General features: G+C 61.6%; 13 protein-coding genes. 8 read left to right on the top strand and 5 right to left on the bottom strand.

Going from position 1 to position 13,597, the window contains the following annotated elements; translation table 11 throughout:
- Window positions 1-158: 158 nt before the first annotated feature.
- The gene (locus D8U73_RS13235) at window positions 159-395 is read right to left on the bottom strand and encodes a hypothetical protein (protein WP_056853424.1); all 237 of its coding nucleotides are present in this window, start codon (window positions 393-395) and stop codon (window positions 159-161) included.
- Between the two features lie 178 nt (window positions 396-573).
- On the opposite strand from D8U73_RS13235, the gene D8U73_RS13230 reads away from it, so the two are divergent.
- The 6 genes from D8U73_RS13230 to yghX all read left to right on the top strand — a co-directional run bounded on the left by D8U73_RS13230 (window position 574) and on the right by yghX (window position 7,853).
- Window positions 574-2,337 carry an L-lactate permease gene (locus D8U73_RS13230; protein ID WP_130904724.1) on the top strand — a complete coding sequence of 588 codons (1,764 nt, stop codon included), beginning with the start codon at window positions 574-576 and terminating at the stop codon, window positions 2,335-2,337.
- A 261-nt stretch (window positions 2,338-2,598) separates the two neighbouring features.
- Complete coding sequence (glcD, locus tag D8U73_RS13225; RefSeq protein ID WP_130904723.1) at window positions 2,599-4,098, top strand: glycolate oxidase subunit GlcD; 1,500 nt, start codon at window positions 2,599-2,601, stop codon at window positions 4,096-4,098.
- Window positions 4,098-5,162, top strand: coding sequence for a glycolate oxidase subunit GlcE (gene glcE, locus D8U73_RS13220; RefSeq protein ID WP_130904722.1), 1,065 nt, complete (start codon window positions 4,098-4,100; stop codon window positions 5,160-5,162). The genes glcD and glcE overlap by 1 nt, the downstream gene beginning before the upstream one ends.
- 3 nt (window positions 5,163-5,165) lie before the next feature.
- On the top strand, window positions 5,166-6,386 hold the full coding sequence (gene glcF, locus D8U73_RS13215; protein WP_130904721.1) for a glycolate oxidase subunit GlcF: 1,221 nt from the start codon (window positions 5,166-5,168) through the stop codon (window positions 6,384-6,386).
- Between the two features lie 17 nt (window positions 6,387-6,403).
- Window positions 6,404-6,805 (top strand): heme-binding protein, encoded by a 402-nt coding sequence (locus D8U73_RS13210; RefSeq protein ID WP_130904720.1) that lies wholly within the window; start codon window positions 6,404-6,406, stop codon window positions 6,803-6,805.
- Between the two features lie 160 nt (window positions 6,806-6,965).
- Complete coding sequence (yghX, locus tag D8U73_RS13205; protein ID WP_130904719.1) at window positions 6,966-7,853, top strand: YghX family hydrolase; 888 nt, start codon at window positions 6,966-6,968, stop codon at window positions 7,851-7,853.
- Between the two features lie 99 nt (window positions 7,854-7,952).
- Here the strand turns inward: yghX and D8U73_RS13200 are convergent, their stop codons facing one another.
- The 4 genes from D8U73_RS13200 to D8U73_RS13185 form a co-directional block, all read right to left on the bottom strand.
- Window positions 7,953-8,606 carry a peroxiredoxin gene (locus D8U73_RS13200; protein WP_056853417.1) on the bottom strand — a complete coding sequence of 218 codons (654 nt, stop codon included), beginning with the start codon at window positions 8,604-8,606 and terminating at the stop codon, window positions 7,953-7,955.
- Between the two features lie 129 nt (window positions 8,607-8,735).
- Window positions 8,736-9,398, bottom strand: coding sequence for a hypothetical protein (locus D8U73_RS13195; RefSeq protein WP_130904718.1), 663 nt, complete (start codon window positions 9,396-9,398; stop codon window positions 8,736-8,738).
- Between the two features lie 112 nt (window positions 9,399-9,510).
- Window positions 9,511-10,455, bottom strand: coding sequence for an aldo/keto reductase (locus tag D8U73_RS13190; RefSeq protein WP_130904717.1), 945 nt, complete (start codon window positions 10,453-10,455; stop codon window positions 9,511-9,513).
- 21 nt (window positions 10,456-10,476) lie between these two features.
- Window positions 10,477-11,730 (bottom strand): MFS transporter, encoded by a 1,254-nt coding sequence (locus tag D8U73_RS13185; RefSeq protein ID WP_130904716.1) that lies wholly within the window; start codon window positions 11,728-11,730, stop codon window positions 10,477-10,479.
- Window positions 11,731-11,782: 52 nt separating this feature from the next.
- On the opposite strand from D8U73_RS13185, the gene D8U73_RS13180 reads away from it, so the two are divergent.
- Both D8U73_RS13180 and D8U73_RS13175 read left to right on the top strand, forming a co-directional pair.
- A complete protein-coding gene (locus D8U73_RS13180) occupies window positions 11,783-12,571 on the top strand; it encodes an alpha/beta hydrolase (RefSeq protein WP_130904715.1) in 789 nt (262 codons plus the stop codon).
- 154 nt (window positions 12,572-12,725) lie between these two features.
- Window positions 12,726-13,586, top strand: a complete 861-nt coding sequence (locus D8U73_RS13175; protein ID WP_130904714.1) for a CAP domain-containing protein — start codon at window positions 12,726-12,728, stop codon at window positions 13,584-13,586.
- Window positions 13,587-13,597: the final 11 nt, after the last annotated feature.

Here is a 13,597-nt window from a genome sequence, read left to right as displayed (position 1 = left end):
TGTCGATGTATGGGCTCGAGGATTACACCGTCGTTCGGCATGTGATGTTCAAGCACTAAGAAACGCATCGCCGGCAAGCCAGCTCCCACAAAATCTCAGCAATCCCTGTGGGAGCTGGCTTGCCAGCGATGGCGTCACCGCTGTTCCAAAACCAATCCCTACAACGTTCGCTGACTGTTGCCGATGCCCTTGGCGATATCGATACCCCAATCCATCGCCGCTTCCATGTCCAGCATGTGCGGTTTCGGGTCATGGTTTTCGTCGATCGGCGTGCCGTCCGGCCGATAGACGCCGATGAACATCCCCAGCGAACCGTCCTTCAAAATCTCGGCTTTGACGCGAATGCTGCATCCGTTCGACAGCGTCTCCTTGTGGTCCAGATGGCGCTCAGTCATTGCAATTTTCCTCCCGTCGCAGGATTTTCGACCTTACTGCCAATCCTAGCTCAGCCCCGCAATCGCGCTGATTCGCGACTCTGAACACTCAACCTGACAGCGGCGAAATGCCACCTATACTACAAGCCACCGCCCCTCCGGGGTCTGCGCATCCAACAATAAAAAGCAGAGGTGGAACATGGTTTGGCAGCAAATCTACGATCCGTTCAATAACCCGGTACTCTCCACCGTCATGGCCGCCGTGCCGGTGGTGGTGATGCTGGCAGCCCTCGCATTTTTCCATGTCAAGGCCCACCTGGCGGCACTGCTCGCCCTGGCCTCGGCGCTGGTGATCGCGATTTTCGCATTCGGCATGCCCGCCGACATGGCGGGGTCTGCTGCACTCTACGGCGCGGCCAATGGCTTGCTGCCGATTGGCTGGATCGTGTTGAACATCATCTTCCTGCACCGCCTCACCACCGAGAACGGCTCGTTCAAAGTGCTGCAGGATTCCCTGGCGCGGATCACCGACGACCGGCGCCTGCAATTGCTGCTGATCGCCTTCTGCTTCGGCGCCTTCTTCGAGGGCGCGGCCGGTTTCGGTACGCCGGTGGCGGTGACCGGCGCGATTCTGATCGGCCTGGGCTTTTCGCCGCTGGCGGCTTCGGGCCTGGCGCTGATCGCCAACACCGCACCGGTGGCATTCGGCGCGTTGGGCACGCCAATCATTACCCTGGCCAAAGTCACCGGGCTGGATGAAATGGAACTGTCGATGATGGTCGGGCGGCAATTGCCGTTCTTCTCGGTGATCGTACCGTTCTGGTTGATCTGGGCCTTTGCCGGGTGGCGCAAGATGCTGGAAATCTGGCCGGCCATCGTGGTCACCGGGGTCAGTTTTGCCATTCCGCAATTTCTTGTTTCCAACTATCACGGGCCGATGCTGGTGGACGTGATCGCCGCATTGATTTCCATGGCCTGCCTGACCGGTTTCCTGAAAGTCTGGAAACCGGCCACCGTGCACACGTCCGCCGCCCTCACCGGCCGAGTCGATAACTCGAAGATCGACGCCGAATATGAGTCGAAAATCGAGCCGAGCGCGGCGTTTTCCAGCGAATCGAAAAAGGCTGTAATGCGCGCGTGGATGCCGTGGATCATCCTCACGGTATTCGTATTCGCCTGGGGCACCCAGGGCTTCAAGAACATGTTCGACACCCGCCCGGCGATAGATCCGGCCACCAATTCGGCCAAGCTCGACCCGCAGGGCAAGCCGATGCGCGAAGCCAACCCGGTATTCGCTCCGGTCCTGACCTTCACCACCATCCACCAGCAAATCGAAAAAGTGCCACCGGTGGTGCCAGCGCCTAAAGTCGAAGAGGCGGTCTACAAATTCACCTGGTTCACCTCCACCGGCAGCGGGATCCTGCTGGCAGCGATTGTCGGTGGATTGCTGATGGGCTATTCCATCCCGCAATTGATCCACCAATACCTGCGAACCCTGTGGGTGGTGCGCTATTCGTTGATCACCATCACAGCGATGCTTGCCCTGGGTTTCCTCACCCGTTACTCCGGGCTGGATGCCACCATGGGCCTGGCCTTTGCCGCGACGGGAATCTTCTATCCGATGTTCGGCACATTGCTCGGCTGGCTCGGCGTGGCGCTGACGGGCTCGGACACCGCGTCCAACGTGCTGTTCGGCGGCTTGCAACGGGTCACCGCCGAGCAACTGGGCCTGAGCCCGGTGTTGATGGCAGCGGCCAACAGTTCCGGTGGGGTGATGGGCAAGATGGTCGATGCGCAGTCGATCGTGGTCGCCTCCACCGCTACCCGATGGTACGGCCACGAAGGGGAAATCCTGCGATACGTGTTCTTCCACTCGATCATTCTGGCGATCCTGGTCGGCGGTTTGGTGACGTTGCAAGCGTATGTGGCGCCATTCAGCAGTATGGTGGTGGGCGGAAATTGAACCGACAGACCGAGGTTTCACTGCACTGAAGCTCAAGCCCTTGCCCGGGAGGTCCGCCTCCCGGGCTTTTTCTTCGAAGGGCAGTTCTGGAGTACATCGCGAGCAGGCTCGCTCCTACAGGGGCCGGGATTGCGGTGGTACTTGCGTATCTGCGTTTCAGGGCAAAACTTATTGAATGAAAAGCGCTTTACCAGGGACGAAAAGATAGGGACAAACCCAAGGCAAGCAATCCCATAACAACAAACCGAGTGTCGAGCGCCGATGAACATTCTTTACGATGAACGCGTTGACGGCACCCTGCCCGACGTCGACAAAAATGCACTGCTGCAGGCCCTGCAAACGCAGATGCCCGACCTGGAAATCCTGCACCAGCAGGAAGAACTCAAGCCGTACGAGTGCGATGGGCTTTCCGCCTACCGCACCACGCCGATGCTGGTGGTGCTGCCGCGTGAAATCGCACAGGTTCAAGGGATATTGCGCCTGTGCCATGAGCGCCGGGTGCCAGTGGTGGCTCGGGGTGCCGGGACCGGTTTATCGGGCGGCGCATTGCCGCTGGAAAAAGGCGTGCTACTGGTGATGGCGCGCTTCAATCAGATCCTGCATATCGACGCCGCGGCCCGCACTGCGCGGGTTCAGCCGGGCGTGCGTAACCTGGCGATTTCCCAGGCCGCCGCGCCGTTTGGCCTGTACTACGCGCCGGACCCTTCCTCGCAAATCGCCTGTTCCATCGGCGGTAATGTGGCGGAAAATGCCGGTGGCGTGCATTGCTTGAAATACGGGCTGACCGTGCACAACCTGCTCAAGGTCGACATTCTCACCGTCGATGGCGAACACCTGACGCTGGGTTCCGACGCCCTTGATTCCCCCGGCCTCGATCTGCTGGCCCTGTTCACCGGTTCCGAAGGCATGCTCGGGGTCATTACCGAAGTCACGGTCAAGTTGTTGCCCAAGCCGCAGTCCGCCAAGGTACTGCTGGCGGCATTCGATTCCGTGGAAAAAGCCGGCCGCGCCGTCGGCGATATCATCGCTGCCGGGATCATTCCCGGTGGCCTGGAGATGATGGATAACCTGGCTATCCGCGCCGCTGAAGACTTCATCCACGCCGGGTATCCGGTTGAGGCCGAAGCCATTTTGCTGTGCGAACTCGACGGCGTTGAAGCCGATGTGCATGACGACTGCGACCGCGTGCGCCAGGTGTTGGAACAGGCTGGCGCCACCGAAGTGCGCCTGGCCAAAGACGAAGCCGAACGGGTGCGGTTCTGGGCCGGTCGGAAAAACGCCTTTCCGGCGGTGGGTCGCCTGTCACCGGATTATTACTGCATGGACGGCACCATCCCGCGCCGCGAATTGCCCGGCGTGCTCAAGGCCATTGCCGAGCTGTCGGCGGAATATGGTTTGCGCGTCGCCAATGTGTTCCACGCCGGCGACGGCAACATGCACCCGCTGATTCTGTTCGATGCCAATCAGCCCGGTGAACTGGAGCGTGCCGAAACCCTGGGCGGCAAGATTCTGGAGCTGTGCGTGAAGGTCGGCGGCAGCATCACCGGTGAACACGGTGTCGGGCGCGAAAAGATCAATCAGATGTGCGCACAGTTCAACAGCGATGAGCTGACCCTGTTTCACGCGATCAAGGCCGCGTTCGACCCCGGTGGCTTGCTCAACCCCGGCAAGAACATCCCGACCCTGCACCGCTGCGCCGAATTTGGCGCAATGCACGTGCATGCCGGAAAACTGCCGTTCCCTGACCTGGAGCGTTTCTGATGTACGCAAAAGCCGATTTGGACGACAGCGCGCTGCTGCTGGAGCAGGTCAACGAGGCATTGGAAAACGCCACGCCGTTGCGCATCCAGGGCGCCAACAGCAAAGCGTTTCTCGGGCGCATGACGGCCGGCGAAATACTCGACACCCGATCACATCGCGGCATCGTCAGTTACGACCCGACTGAACTGGTGATCACCGTGCGCTGCGGTACGCCATTGGCCGAACTCAAGCAAGTGCTGGACGCCGCCCAGCAGATGCTGCCCTGTGAACCGCCAGCCTTTGGCGATGGCGCCACCGTTGGCGGCATGATTGCCTGCGGGTTGTCGGGGCCGCGTCGGCCCTGGTCCGGCTCGGTACGCGATTTCGTCCTCGGCACACGGGTGATCACCGGCCAGGGAAAGCATTTGCGTTTCGGTGGCGAAGTGATGAAGAACGTCGCCGGCTACGACCTGTCGCGGCTGATGGCCGGTAGCTACGGAACCCTGGGCTTGATCACTGAAGTCTCGCTCAAGGTTTTGCCCAAACCCCGCCAAGCCTTGAGCATCAGTCTTGAAATGAGCGCTGAGCGCGCGCTGTTGCGCCTGGCAGAATGGGGCCAGCAACCATTGCCAATAAGTGCCGCGTGTCACGACGGCGAACGCTTGCAGCTGCGGCTCGAGGGCGGTGAAGGCTCGGTGGCGGCGGCCCATGACCGTTTGGGCGGTGAGCTGCTTGAGGCGGCGTACTGGGCGGATCTCAATGAACAGCGCTTGAGTTTCTTCGACGAGGACCAACCGTTGTGGCGGCTGTCCTTGCCCAACAACACGCCGCGCCTGTCGCTGCCCGGCAAGCAGCTCATCGACTGGGGCGGCGCCCAGCGCTGGCTCAAGTCCGACGCCCAGGCAGCATTCATTCGCCAGGTCGTCGAGGAAGTCGGCGGCCACGTGACCTGCTACAGCCACGGCCTCACCGACACTCCGTTCCAGCCACTGCCCGACGGGCTGATGCGCTATCACCGCAACCTCAAGCAGCAACTCGATCCCCGGGGCATTTTCAACCCCGGACGTCTGTACGCGGAGCTTTGAACCATGCAGACCACCCTGAGTGAAAATGCTCGCCAACTGCCCCGCGCCGAAGAAGCCGACAGCATCCTGCGCACCTGTGTGCACTGCGGCTTCTGCAATGCCACCTGCCCGACCTATCAGTTGCTCGGCGATGAACTGGATGGCCCGCGCGGGCGCATTTACCTGATCAAGCAAGTGCTCGAGGGCAACGAGGTCACGCAGAAAACCCAGCAACATCTGGACCGTTGCCTGTCGTGCCGTAACTGCGAAACCACCTGCCCGTCCGGCGTCGACTATCACAACCTGCTGGACATCGGCCGGGCGGTGGTCGATGCGGCAGTGCCGCGCCCGATTGGTCAGCGCCTGTTACGCGAAGGGCTGCGCACGCTGGTGCCGCATGCGGACCTGTTCAAGGGCCTGGTCAACAGCGGCCAGATGTTCCGTGCGCTGCTGCCTGGCACATTGCAAAGCAAATTGCCGCGCAGTTCACCGGCAACCAAAAAACGCCCCACCACCCGCCACGCCAGGCAGGTGTTGATGCTCGAAGGTTGCGTACAACCGGGGCTGTCACCCAATACCAACGTCGCCGCTGCGCGGGTGCTCGATCGGTTGGGCATCAGTGTCATGCCGGCTCGCGAGGCCGGTTGTTGCGGTGCCGTGGATTATCATCTCGACGCCCAGGCGACCGGACTGGATCGTGCTAGGCACAACATCGACGCCTGGTGGCCCAGCATTGAAAGCGGCGCCGAAGCCATCGTGCAAACGGCCAGTGGATGCGGTGCATTTATCAAGGACTACGGGCATTTGCTCGAACGCGACCCGGCCTACGCCGACAAGGCCAAAACCGTCAGTGCTCTGGCCAAGGACCTGGTCGAAGTACTGCGTAACGAGCCACTGGAACAACTCGGCATTCATAACGCCCGACGCGTGGCGTTTCATTGCCCTTGCACGTTGCAGCACGCGCAGAAACTTGGTGGCGCAGTGGAGTCGGTGTTGATGCGCCTGGGCTTCAATCTGACGACCGTGCCCGACGGTCATCTATGCTGTGGCTCGGCGGGCACCTATTCGCTGACCCAGCCGGAACTGGCCCGACAACTGCGCGACAACAAGATGAATGCCCTGGAAAGCGGCTACCCCGAAGTCATCGCCACGGCCAATATCGGCTGCCAGTCGCACCTCGATGGCGCGGGCCGTACACCGGTCCGGCACTGGATCGAACTGGTCGAAGCCGCCCTGTCCCAATAACGCCCCGGAGATTGCCCATGAACAGCAAAGCCATCCTGAGCCAGGCCGAAGTCAGCCAGATCCTGACGGCGGCGCGGACCGAAGCCCAGGCCAACCAGTGGCCGGTAACCATCGTGGTGGTCGATGACGGCGGTCATCCTCTGGCCCTGGAACGCCTCGACGGCGCTTCGCCCATCAGCGCCTACATCGCCACGGAAAAGGCCCGCACTTCGGCGCTGGGTCGGCGGGAATCGAAGGGCTATGAAGAGATGGTCAACGGCGGCCGCACGGCTTTTCTATCGGCACCACTGCTGACATCGCTGGAGGGCGGCGTGCCAGTCATCGTCGACGGCCAGGTGATCGGCGCGGTGGGCGTGTCGGGCGTCAAGGCCGAGCAGGATGCGCAAGTGGCGAAAGCCGGGGCGCAGTGTTTGAAGTGATCGCGATGCACATTTAACAACCCCCGCAGATCCCTGTGGGAGCGGGCTTGCCCGCGATGACGGCGGCACATCCGACATCCATTTGCCCGATACACCGCCATCGCGAGCAGGCTCGCTCCTACGGGGGTAGTGTCCAACCCGCCGAAGAGGAAGCACACCGATGACCCGCCTCACCGCGAAAGACTTTGCCCCGCAGTTGCTGGAACTCTACGACTTTTACGCCCATGGCCTGATCAACCGCCGCGAATTTCTCGACCGCGCCGCGTTGTTCACGCTTGGTGGTTTGACTGCCAGTGCGCTGCTCGCGTCCCTGAGCCCGAATTACGCGCTCGCCGAGCAAGTCGAGTTCACCGACCCGGACATCATCGCTGAATACATCACCTACCCGTCGCCCAAGGGTCACGGGCAGGTACGTGGTTATCTGGTGCGCCCGGCCAAAGCCACCGGCAAGGTCGCGGGTGTAGTGGTCGTGCATGAAAACCGTGGGCTCAACCCGTACATTGAAGACGTCGCCCGGCGTGTGGCCAAGGCCGGTTTCATCGCCCTCGCTCCGGATGGCCTGAGTTCGGTGGGGGGCTATCCGGGTAATGACGACAAGGGTCGCGCGCTACAGGAAACGGTCGACCCGAAAAAGCTCATGAATGACTTTTTCGCGGCCGTGGAATGGATGATGAAACATGAAGCCGGCAACGGCAAAGTCGGCATCACCGGGTTCTGTTACGGCGGTGGCGTGACCAATGCGGCGGCGGTGGCTTACCCGGAACTGGGCGCCGCCGTTTCGTTTTATGGCCGCCAACCCGATGCCAAGGATGTGCCCCGGATCAAGGCGCCGGTGATGCTGCACTTTGGCGAACTGGATACGCGAATCAATGAAGGCTGGCCGGCTTATGAGCAGGCACTGAAGGCCAACGGCAAGACGTATGAAGCGTATATCTACCCGGGCGCCAATCACGGTTTCCACAACGACTCCACACCGCGTTATGACGAAGCGGCGGCGAAACTGGCGTGGGATCGGACGCTGGAGTGGTTTCGCAAGTATCTGGTTTGACAGGCCGGCAGGACCGGCCCTATCGCGAGCAGGCTCGCTCCCACAGGTGATCGAATGTGGGAGCAAGCCTGCTCGCGTTGGCGGTGTCACTGCCGCTGATTACTTGGGCTGCGCCACGGTGCGCAGATAAGGCTTCAAAGTCTTGAACCCATCCGGATACTTCTTCTTCGCGTCCTCATCGGACACCGACGTCGGAATGATCACGTCCTCACCCGGACGCCAGTTCACCGGCGTAGCCACGGTGTGCTTGGCATTGAGTTGCAGCGAGTCGAGCAGGCGCAGCACTTCATCGAAGTTACGCCCGGCACTCATCGGGTAGATCAGCATGGCCTTGACCTTCTTGTCCGGCCCGACCAGGAACACCGAGCGCACGGTGGCGTTGTCCACAGCGGTGCGCGAACCGCCGCTGGCGTTCGGATGGATCATGTCATAGAGCTTGGCCACCACCAGGTTTTCGTCGCCGATCAACGGATAATTGACGGCGTTGCCCTGGGTTTCTTCAATGTCACCGACCCACTTGTTGTGATCACTGACCGGGTCGATGCTCAGGCCGAGGATCTTGGTGTTGCGCTTGTCGAACTCGGGCTTGAGCTTGGCCAGATAGCCCAGTTCAGTGGTGCAGACCGGTGTGAAATCCTTGGGATGGGAAAACAGAATGGCCCAGCCATCACCAATCCACTGGTGAAAATTGATAGGGCCTTCGGTGGTGTCGGCGGTGAAATCCGGTGCTTCATCGCCAATGCGAATGGTCATGATCGATCTCCTTAAAGTGAGTTTCAGGGATGCTGTCAGAGCACGCGCAACAGCATTCGTGCATGGCTGTCGAGCCAGTCAACGCGACTGAGTATAGGAGACGAATGATGACAGGCTGCAAGCCCACGCTCAGCCACCCAGCGCGATGATTGCCGTGATCAGCGCTGCACCGACAACCGCCATCGCCACCGCGCCCTGCCAGGGTTTGGCTCCGGCGTATCGCGCCAGCAACCAGCCAGCCACGAACAGCACTACCAGCCCGATCAGGTTGGACAAACGTACCGCCAGCCCCGTTTGCTCAAGCAGCAGGAACGGCACCACCAGCGGAAACGTCGCGAGCACCACCAACAGGAAAACACCCAGCGCCCCCTTGAAATCCTCCAGCCTCAGGACTGGATAATTCGGCGTGGCCGGCGATGCGACCAGGCGTTGGCGCAACACTTCCAGGCCTTCGGTGCCAGCCGCCGTGGCGATACGCGGTGGCAACGCTTCGGCAATCAGCGCCTGGCCGGCGCTTGCGTCCGCGCCCGCGCGCAAACCGGCAAACAGTGTGCGGTTGCGCGTGCGTTCGATCACCGTGCGCAACAGATACATCACCGCGTCCGCCAACCCCCAGGCCAGGTTGCAGCCGAGCGCGGCAATCATCATGGTGCGCTCCTCTTCCTGATTGGCGGTCGCAACACTGATAGTGCCTGTGAAAGTCATGGCCATCAGCAAGCCAAAAATCACTTCCGTGACCCGATCGACAGGATCGAGCACGCGTGTACGCAGCTGTTCGCGGTTGTCTTGCATAGGCACGGCCTTACGGCCCGCAGGCGAGCCGTCGTGTTCAAGGGAGGTTAAATCCGAATGCTTCACTCAGTGTAGTCAGGAACGTGCCTGCTGCTGATCGAGCGAGCCCTCGTCAATCCACCATGGCGATCAATTGATGCCGTTGCGCATCGGTGAGCATCGGCCCGAAACCGGCACCGGCGTTTTCAGCCATGTAGCGCGGGTTACCGGTGCCGGGAATGACGCAGGTCACCGCCGAATGCGACAACAAAAACTTGAGCGCCAGTTGTGGCCAGCTCTTGACCCCGACTTGAGCCGCCCAGCCCGGTAGCGGTTTGTCCTTGAGTCGCCCCAACAAGCCACCGCCGCCGAACGGCCGGTTGCAAATCACCGCTACACCGCGCTCGCGACACAGCGGCAGGATGCGTTTTTCGACACCGCGATCATCCAGCGCATAGTTGATCTGCAAGAAATCCAGCGGCTCGGCCTTGAGCACCGCTTCCACTTCTTCATAGGCCGATGCGGTGTAATGGGTGATGCCGATGTAACGTATGCGCCCCTCTTCCTTCCATTGCCGCAACGTTGGCAGATGGGTTTGCCAGTCCAGCAGGTTGTGGATCTGCATCAGGTCGATGCGATCGGTCTGCAACAACTTGAACGACTGCTCCATCTGCGCGATGCCCTCTTCGCGGCCCCGGGTCCATACCTTGGTTGCCAGAAACGCTGGTGAGCGGGGCTCGTGGATGGACAACAGTTCACCGGTGGTCTGTTCGGCACGGCCGTACATCGGCGAGCTGTCGATCACCGTCCCGCCCTTCTCGAACAATGCGCGAAGCACCGCGGGCAGTTGCTTGTAGGCGGCATCGTCCGGGGACACGTCAAAACCGCGATAGGTGCCCAGGCCGACAATGGGCAATGCCTCTTGGCTGGAAGGAATGACGCGGGTCTGCATGTTCTTGCCTCCTGTTCCCGTCGACGGCGGGGTTTGTGCGCCGGTCGGACCGAACGTGAAGACCGCCGAAACACCGGCAGCCAGCGTAAGAATTTTTCTACGGGTGTACCCCACAGGATGGCTCATAAATCGTCCCTCGCCCGCCAATCAGGTTTCGACTTGTTGCGCCTGGCGCCGAGCCAGCCACAGACATAACCCGCCCCACATCCCGGCAAATGGCACGATGACCAGCGCCACCAGGCCAAATCCTGCGCCCAACGCCGTCAAACCGGCGGACAACCAGCCACTGGCGGCATCGCCGCCGCGATAGACCAGGGTCTCGATGACATTCTTGGCCTTGTACTTCTCTTCGCGGCTGACCACTGTCCACAACACTTCCCGCGCCGGCCGCACGAGGGCGAATTCCACAGCGCGGCGCAAGCCTTGGGCCAGTGCCACGGTGGCCGGCACCGGCGCCAGTGCCATGGCGGCAAAGGCCACGATGGTCGCCAACGGCATTGCCAACAATGCACCGCCGATCCCCACCAGGCGAATCAAGGGCGCGGTCAGCAGCAGTTGCAACGTCAGGGTCAGTGCCGACACGATCAAATCGACAATGGCGAAGAATTGCGTCCGGCTGCCTGTATCAGCGTAGCTGCCAGCGACAATCCGTCCCTGCTCGAAATACAACAGCGTCGCCGCGCTGGTGTGCAGCAGCATGAACAGCACCAGCCCCAACAGGTACGGGGACCGCAGGATCAGCGTGATGCCAGCGAGCATGCTGCCACCCAGGCGCCGTTCGTCGAGTAACGGCTTGCCCGATTGCGACTGCGTGCGCGCCAGCAGCCCTCGATAGCAATGCACGGCGATCTCCAGCAACAGTGCCGCCGCAACGGTCAATGCCACCGGGCCAAGCCGGGTGGCCATGGTCGCCGCGAGCAGCGGCCCGATAAACGTGCCGAGGGTGCCACCGGCGGCGATGCAACCGAACAGTCGCCGGCCCTGCTCGCTGGAGAAGCGGTCGACCAGCACACTCCAGAAAATCGAGACGATGAACAGGTTGTAGATACTGATCCAGACAAAAAACACCCGCCCGACCGTCACCGGCGCGACCTGGTTGGCGATCAGCAGGCCGAACACCAGCATCGAGGCGGCAATGACGCGGTAGATCAGCGGCACGAAGCGCGTGGCCGGCAGACGCGACGCCAGCGCGCCGAACACCGGCACCATCAGCAGCATCACCGCAAACGTGGCGGTGAACAGCCACTGCAATTGATCGGCGCCACCCTCCAGCCCAAGCGCATCGCGCAACGGTCGCACCAGGTAATAGCTGGCGAGCACGCAAAAATGAAAAGCAAAACCCAGGGCCAGGGCCGCTCTTTCCGAAGGCAACACATTGAGCCACTTGAGACCGATGGGCATCGCTGCCCTCCTTTTCCGCCAGCTACACTCTGACAGCAATCCGGAGCCGTCAATGCCGCCCACTAACGTTAGTCGAATGTCCCGAACCCTGGTGTTACTCGTTGTCATCCTTGCCGCAGCGTACCTGTCGCTTTGCGCGGCGCTGTATGTGTTTCAGCGCTCGCTGATCTACTACCCGCAACCCCGCGCCGCTGGTTCAGCGCAAGCATTGCTCACGCTGCCCGTCGATGACGCGCAGGTGCTGGTTTCGGTGCGTTCGCACGACGGCCCCAAGGCGCTGATTTATTTCGGTGGCAATGCCGAAGACGTTTCCCGCAGCCTGCCCGGCTTCGCCGAGGCCTTCCCGGACCATGCACTGTACTTCATGCATTACCGAGGCTACGGCGGCAGCAGTGGATCGCCCTCCGAGGAGGCCATTGCCCGCGACGCCATGACCTTGTTCGACAAGGTCTATGCCGATCATCCGCACATCATCGTGGTCGGCCGCAGCCTGGGGTCAGGGGTCGCGGTGCGATTGGCCAGTTCTCGACCGGCCACCCGCCTGCTGCTGGTCACGCCTTACAACAGCCTCGAAGAGCTCGCCGCCCGTCAGTTCCGATGGTTCCCGGTGCGGTGGCTGTTGCAGGACAAATTCGAATCCTGGCGCTACGCATCACACATCGCAGTGCCGACGCGGCTGATTGCCGCCGAACATGACGAAGTGATTCCAAATTCCAGCACGCAACGGCTGTACAGCCACTTCGCCAAGGGCGTGGCATTGATGCAGATCATCAAGGGGACGGGGCACAATTCGATCAGCGACAGCCCTGAGTACTTCAAGGCGCTGGGGGATGGGTTATAGCAACAAACGCCAACATCGAGTGCGTCCGTCGGACAGAAAGCTTCAGCAGCCAATAAGCGCAGCGGTCCCTTGAACCTTGTTTCGCAAGCCCAGTCTTAGATCGGCGTTCAACCCACCTCCCTATCGTTGTCATCTCTTCAGAGCTGTCCGCACCATGCGCCAAACCGCCTCCGCCTTGCGCTTCACTTCGCTGTGTCTGGTTACTTTACTGCCCTTGATCGCCCCTCCCGCCCACGCCGGCGCGGAGCGACAACTGGTGGAAGCCATCAACGATTACCGTGCCCATCCGCGAGACTGCTCGCGGCGACCGGCCCAGCGCTTGTCGCCGCTGGCCTTGAAGTCAAACCTGGCATTGCCGGTGGGTTACGGTGGCGGTTTACGCGATCGATTGAAGGCATCCGGTTACCAGGCTGTCGCCGTGCGCTCCATCCGCGTGGTGGGTGCGCAGGATGCCGAAGAGGCCTTTGAACTGCTGCAGGATGATCACTGCGCCGCACTGCTCGATAGCCAGTACGCTGACATCGGTGTGAGCCGCAGTCGGGGTGAGTGGCAAGTGGTATTGGCCCGTCCCGTTCTCGACAGTCAAATGGCCGATCCGCGAGCCGTCAGCAAAGCTTTGCTGGCGCAAGTGAATGCCGCCCGGGCCAAACCACGGCTGTGCGGTCGCCAGCGTTTCGCCGCGGCCCGTCCGTTATCCTGGGATGCAAGTCTCGGGGCTGCCGCGCAAGGACACAGTAAAGCGATGGCCTACGGTAACTACTTCGCCCACCGCGACCCCGATGGCGACACCCCTGCCGACCGGGCGCGCGCCGCCGGCTACCGTGATCGGCAGATCGGCGAAAACATTGCAGCCGGCCAAGGCTCGGCGAACAAGGCAATGGCCGGATGGCTCGCCAGCCCCGGGCATTGCGCCAACCTGATGAACCCGATGTTCACTCAAGTGGGTGCGGGCTTTGCGACGGACGCACGCAGCGATGAAGGGGTCTACTGGACGATGCTGTTCGGGGCGAAATGATCGGCTCGCTG

Origin of the sequence: Pseudomonas sp. Sample_22 (genome assembly GCF_004307635.1) — a bacterium.
In the GTDB taxonomy this organism is placed as follows: Bacteria; Pseudomonadota; Gammaproteobacteria; order Pseudomonadales; family Pseudomonadaceae; genus Aquipseudomonas.
The sequence above is the reverse complement of the archived record's forward strand: the minus strand, read 5'-3'. Positions and strand labels throughout refer to the sequence as shown.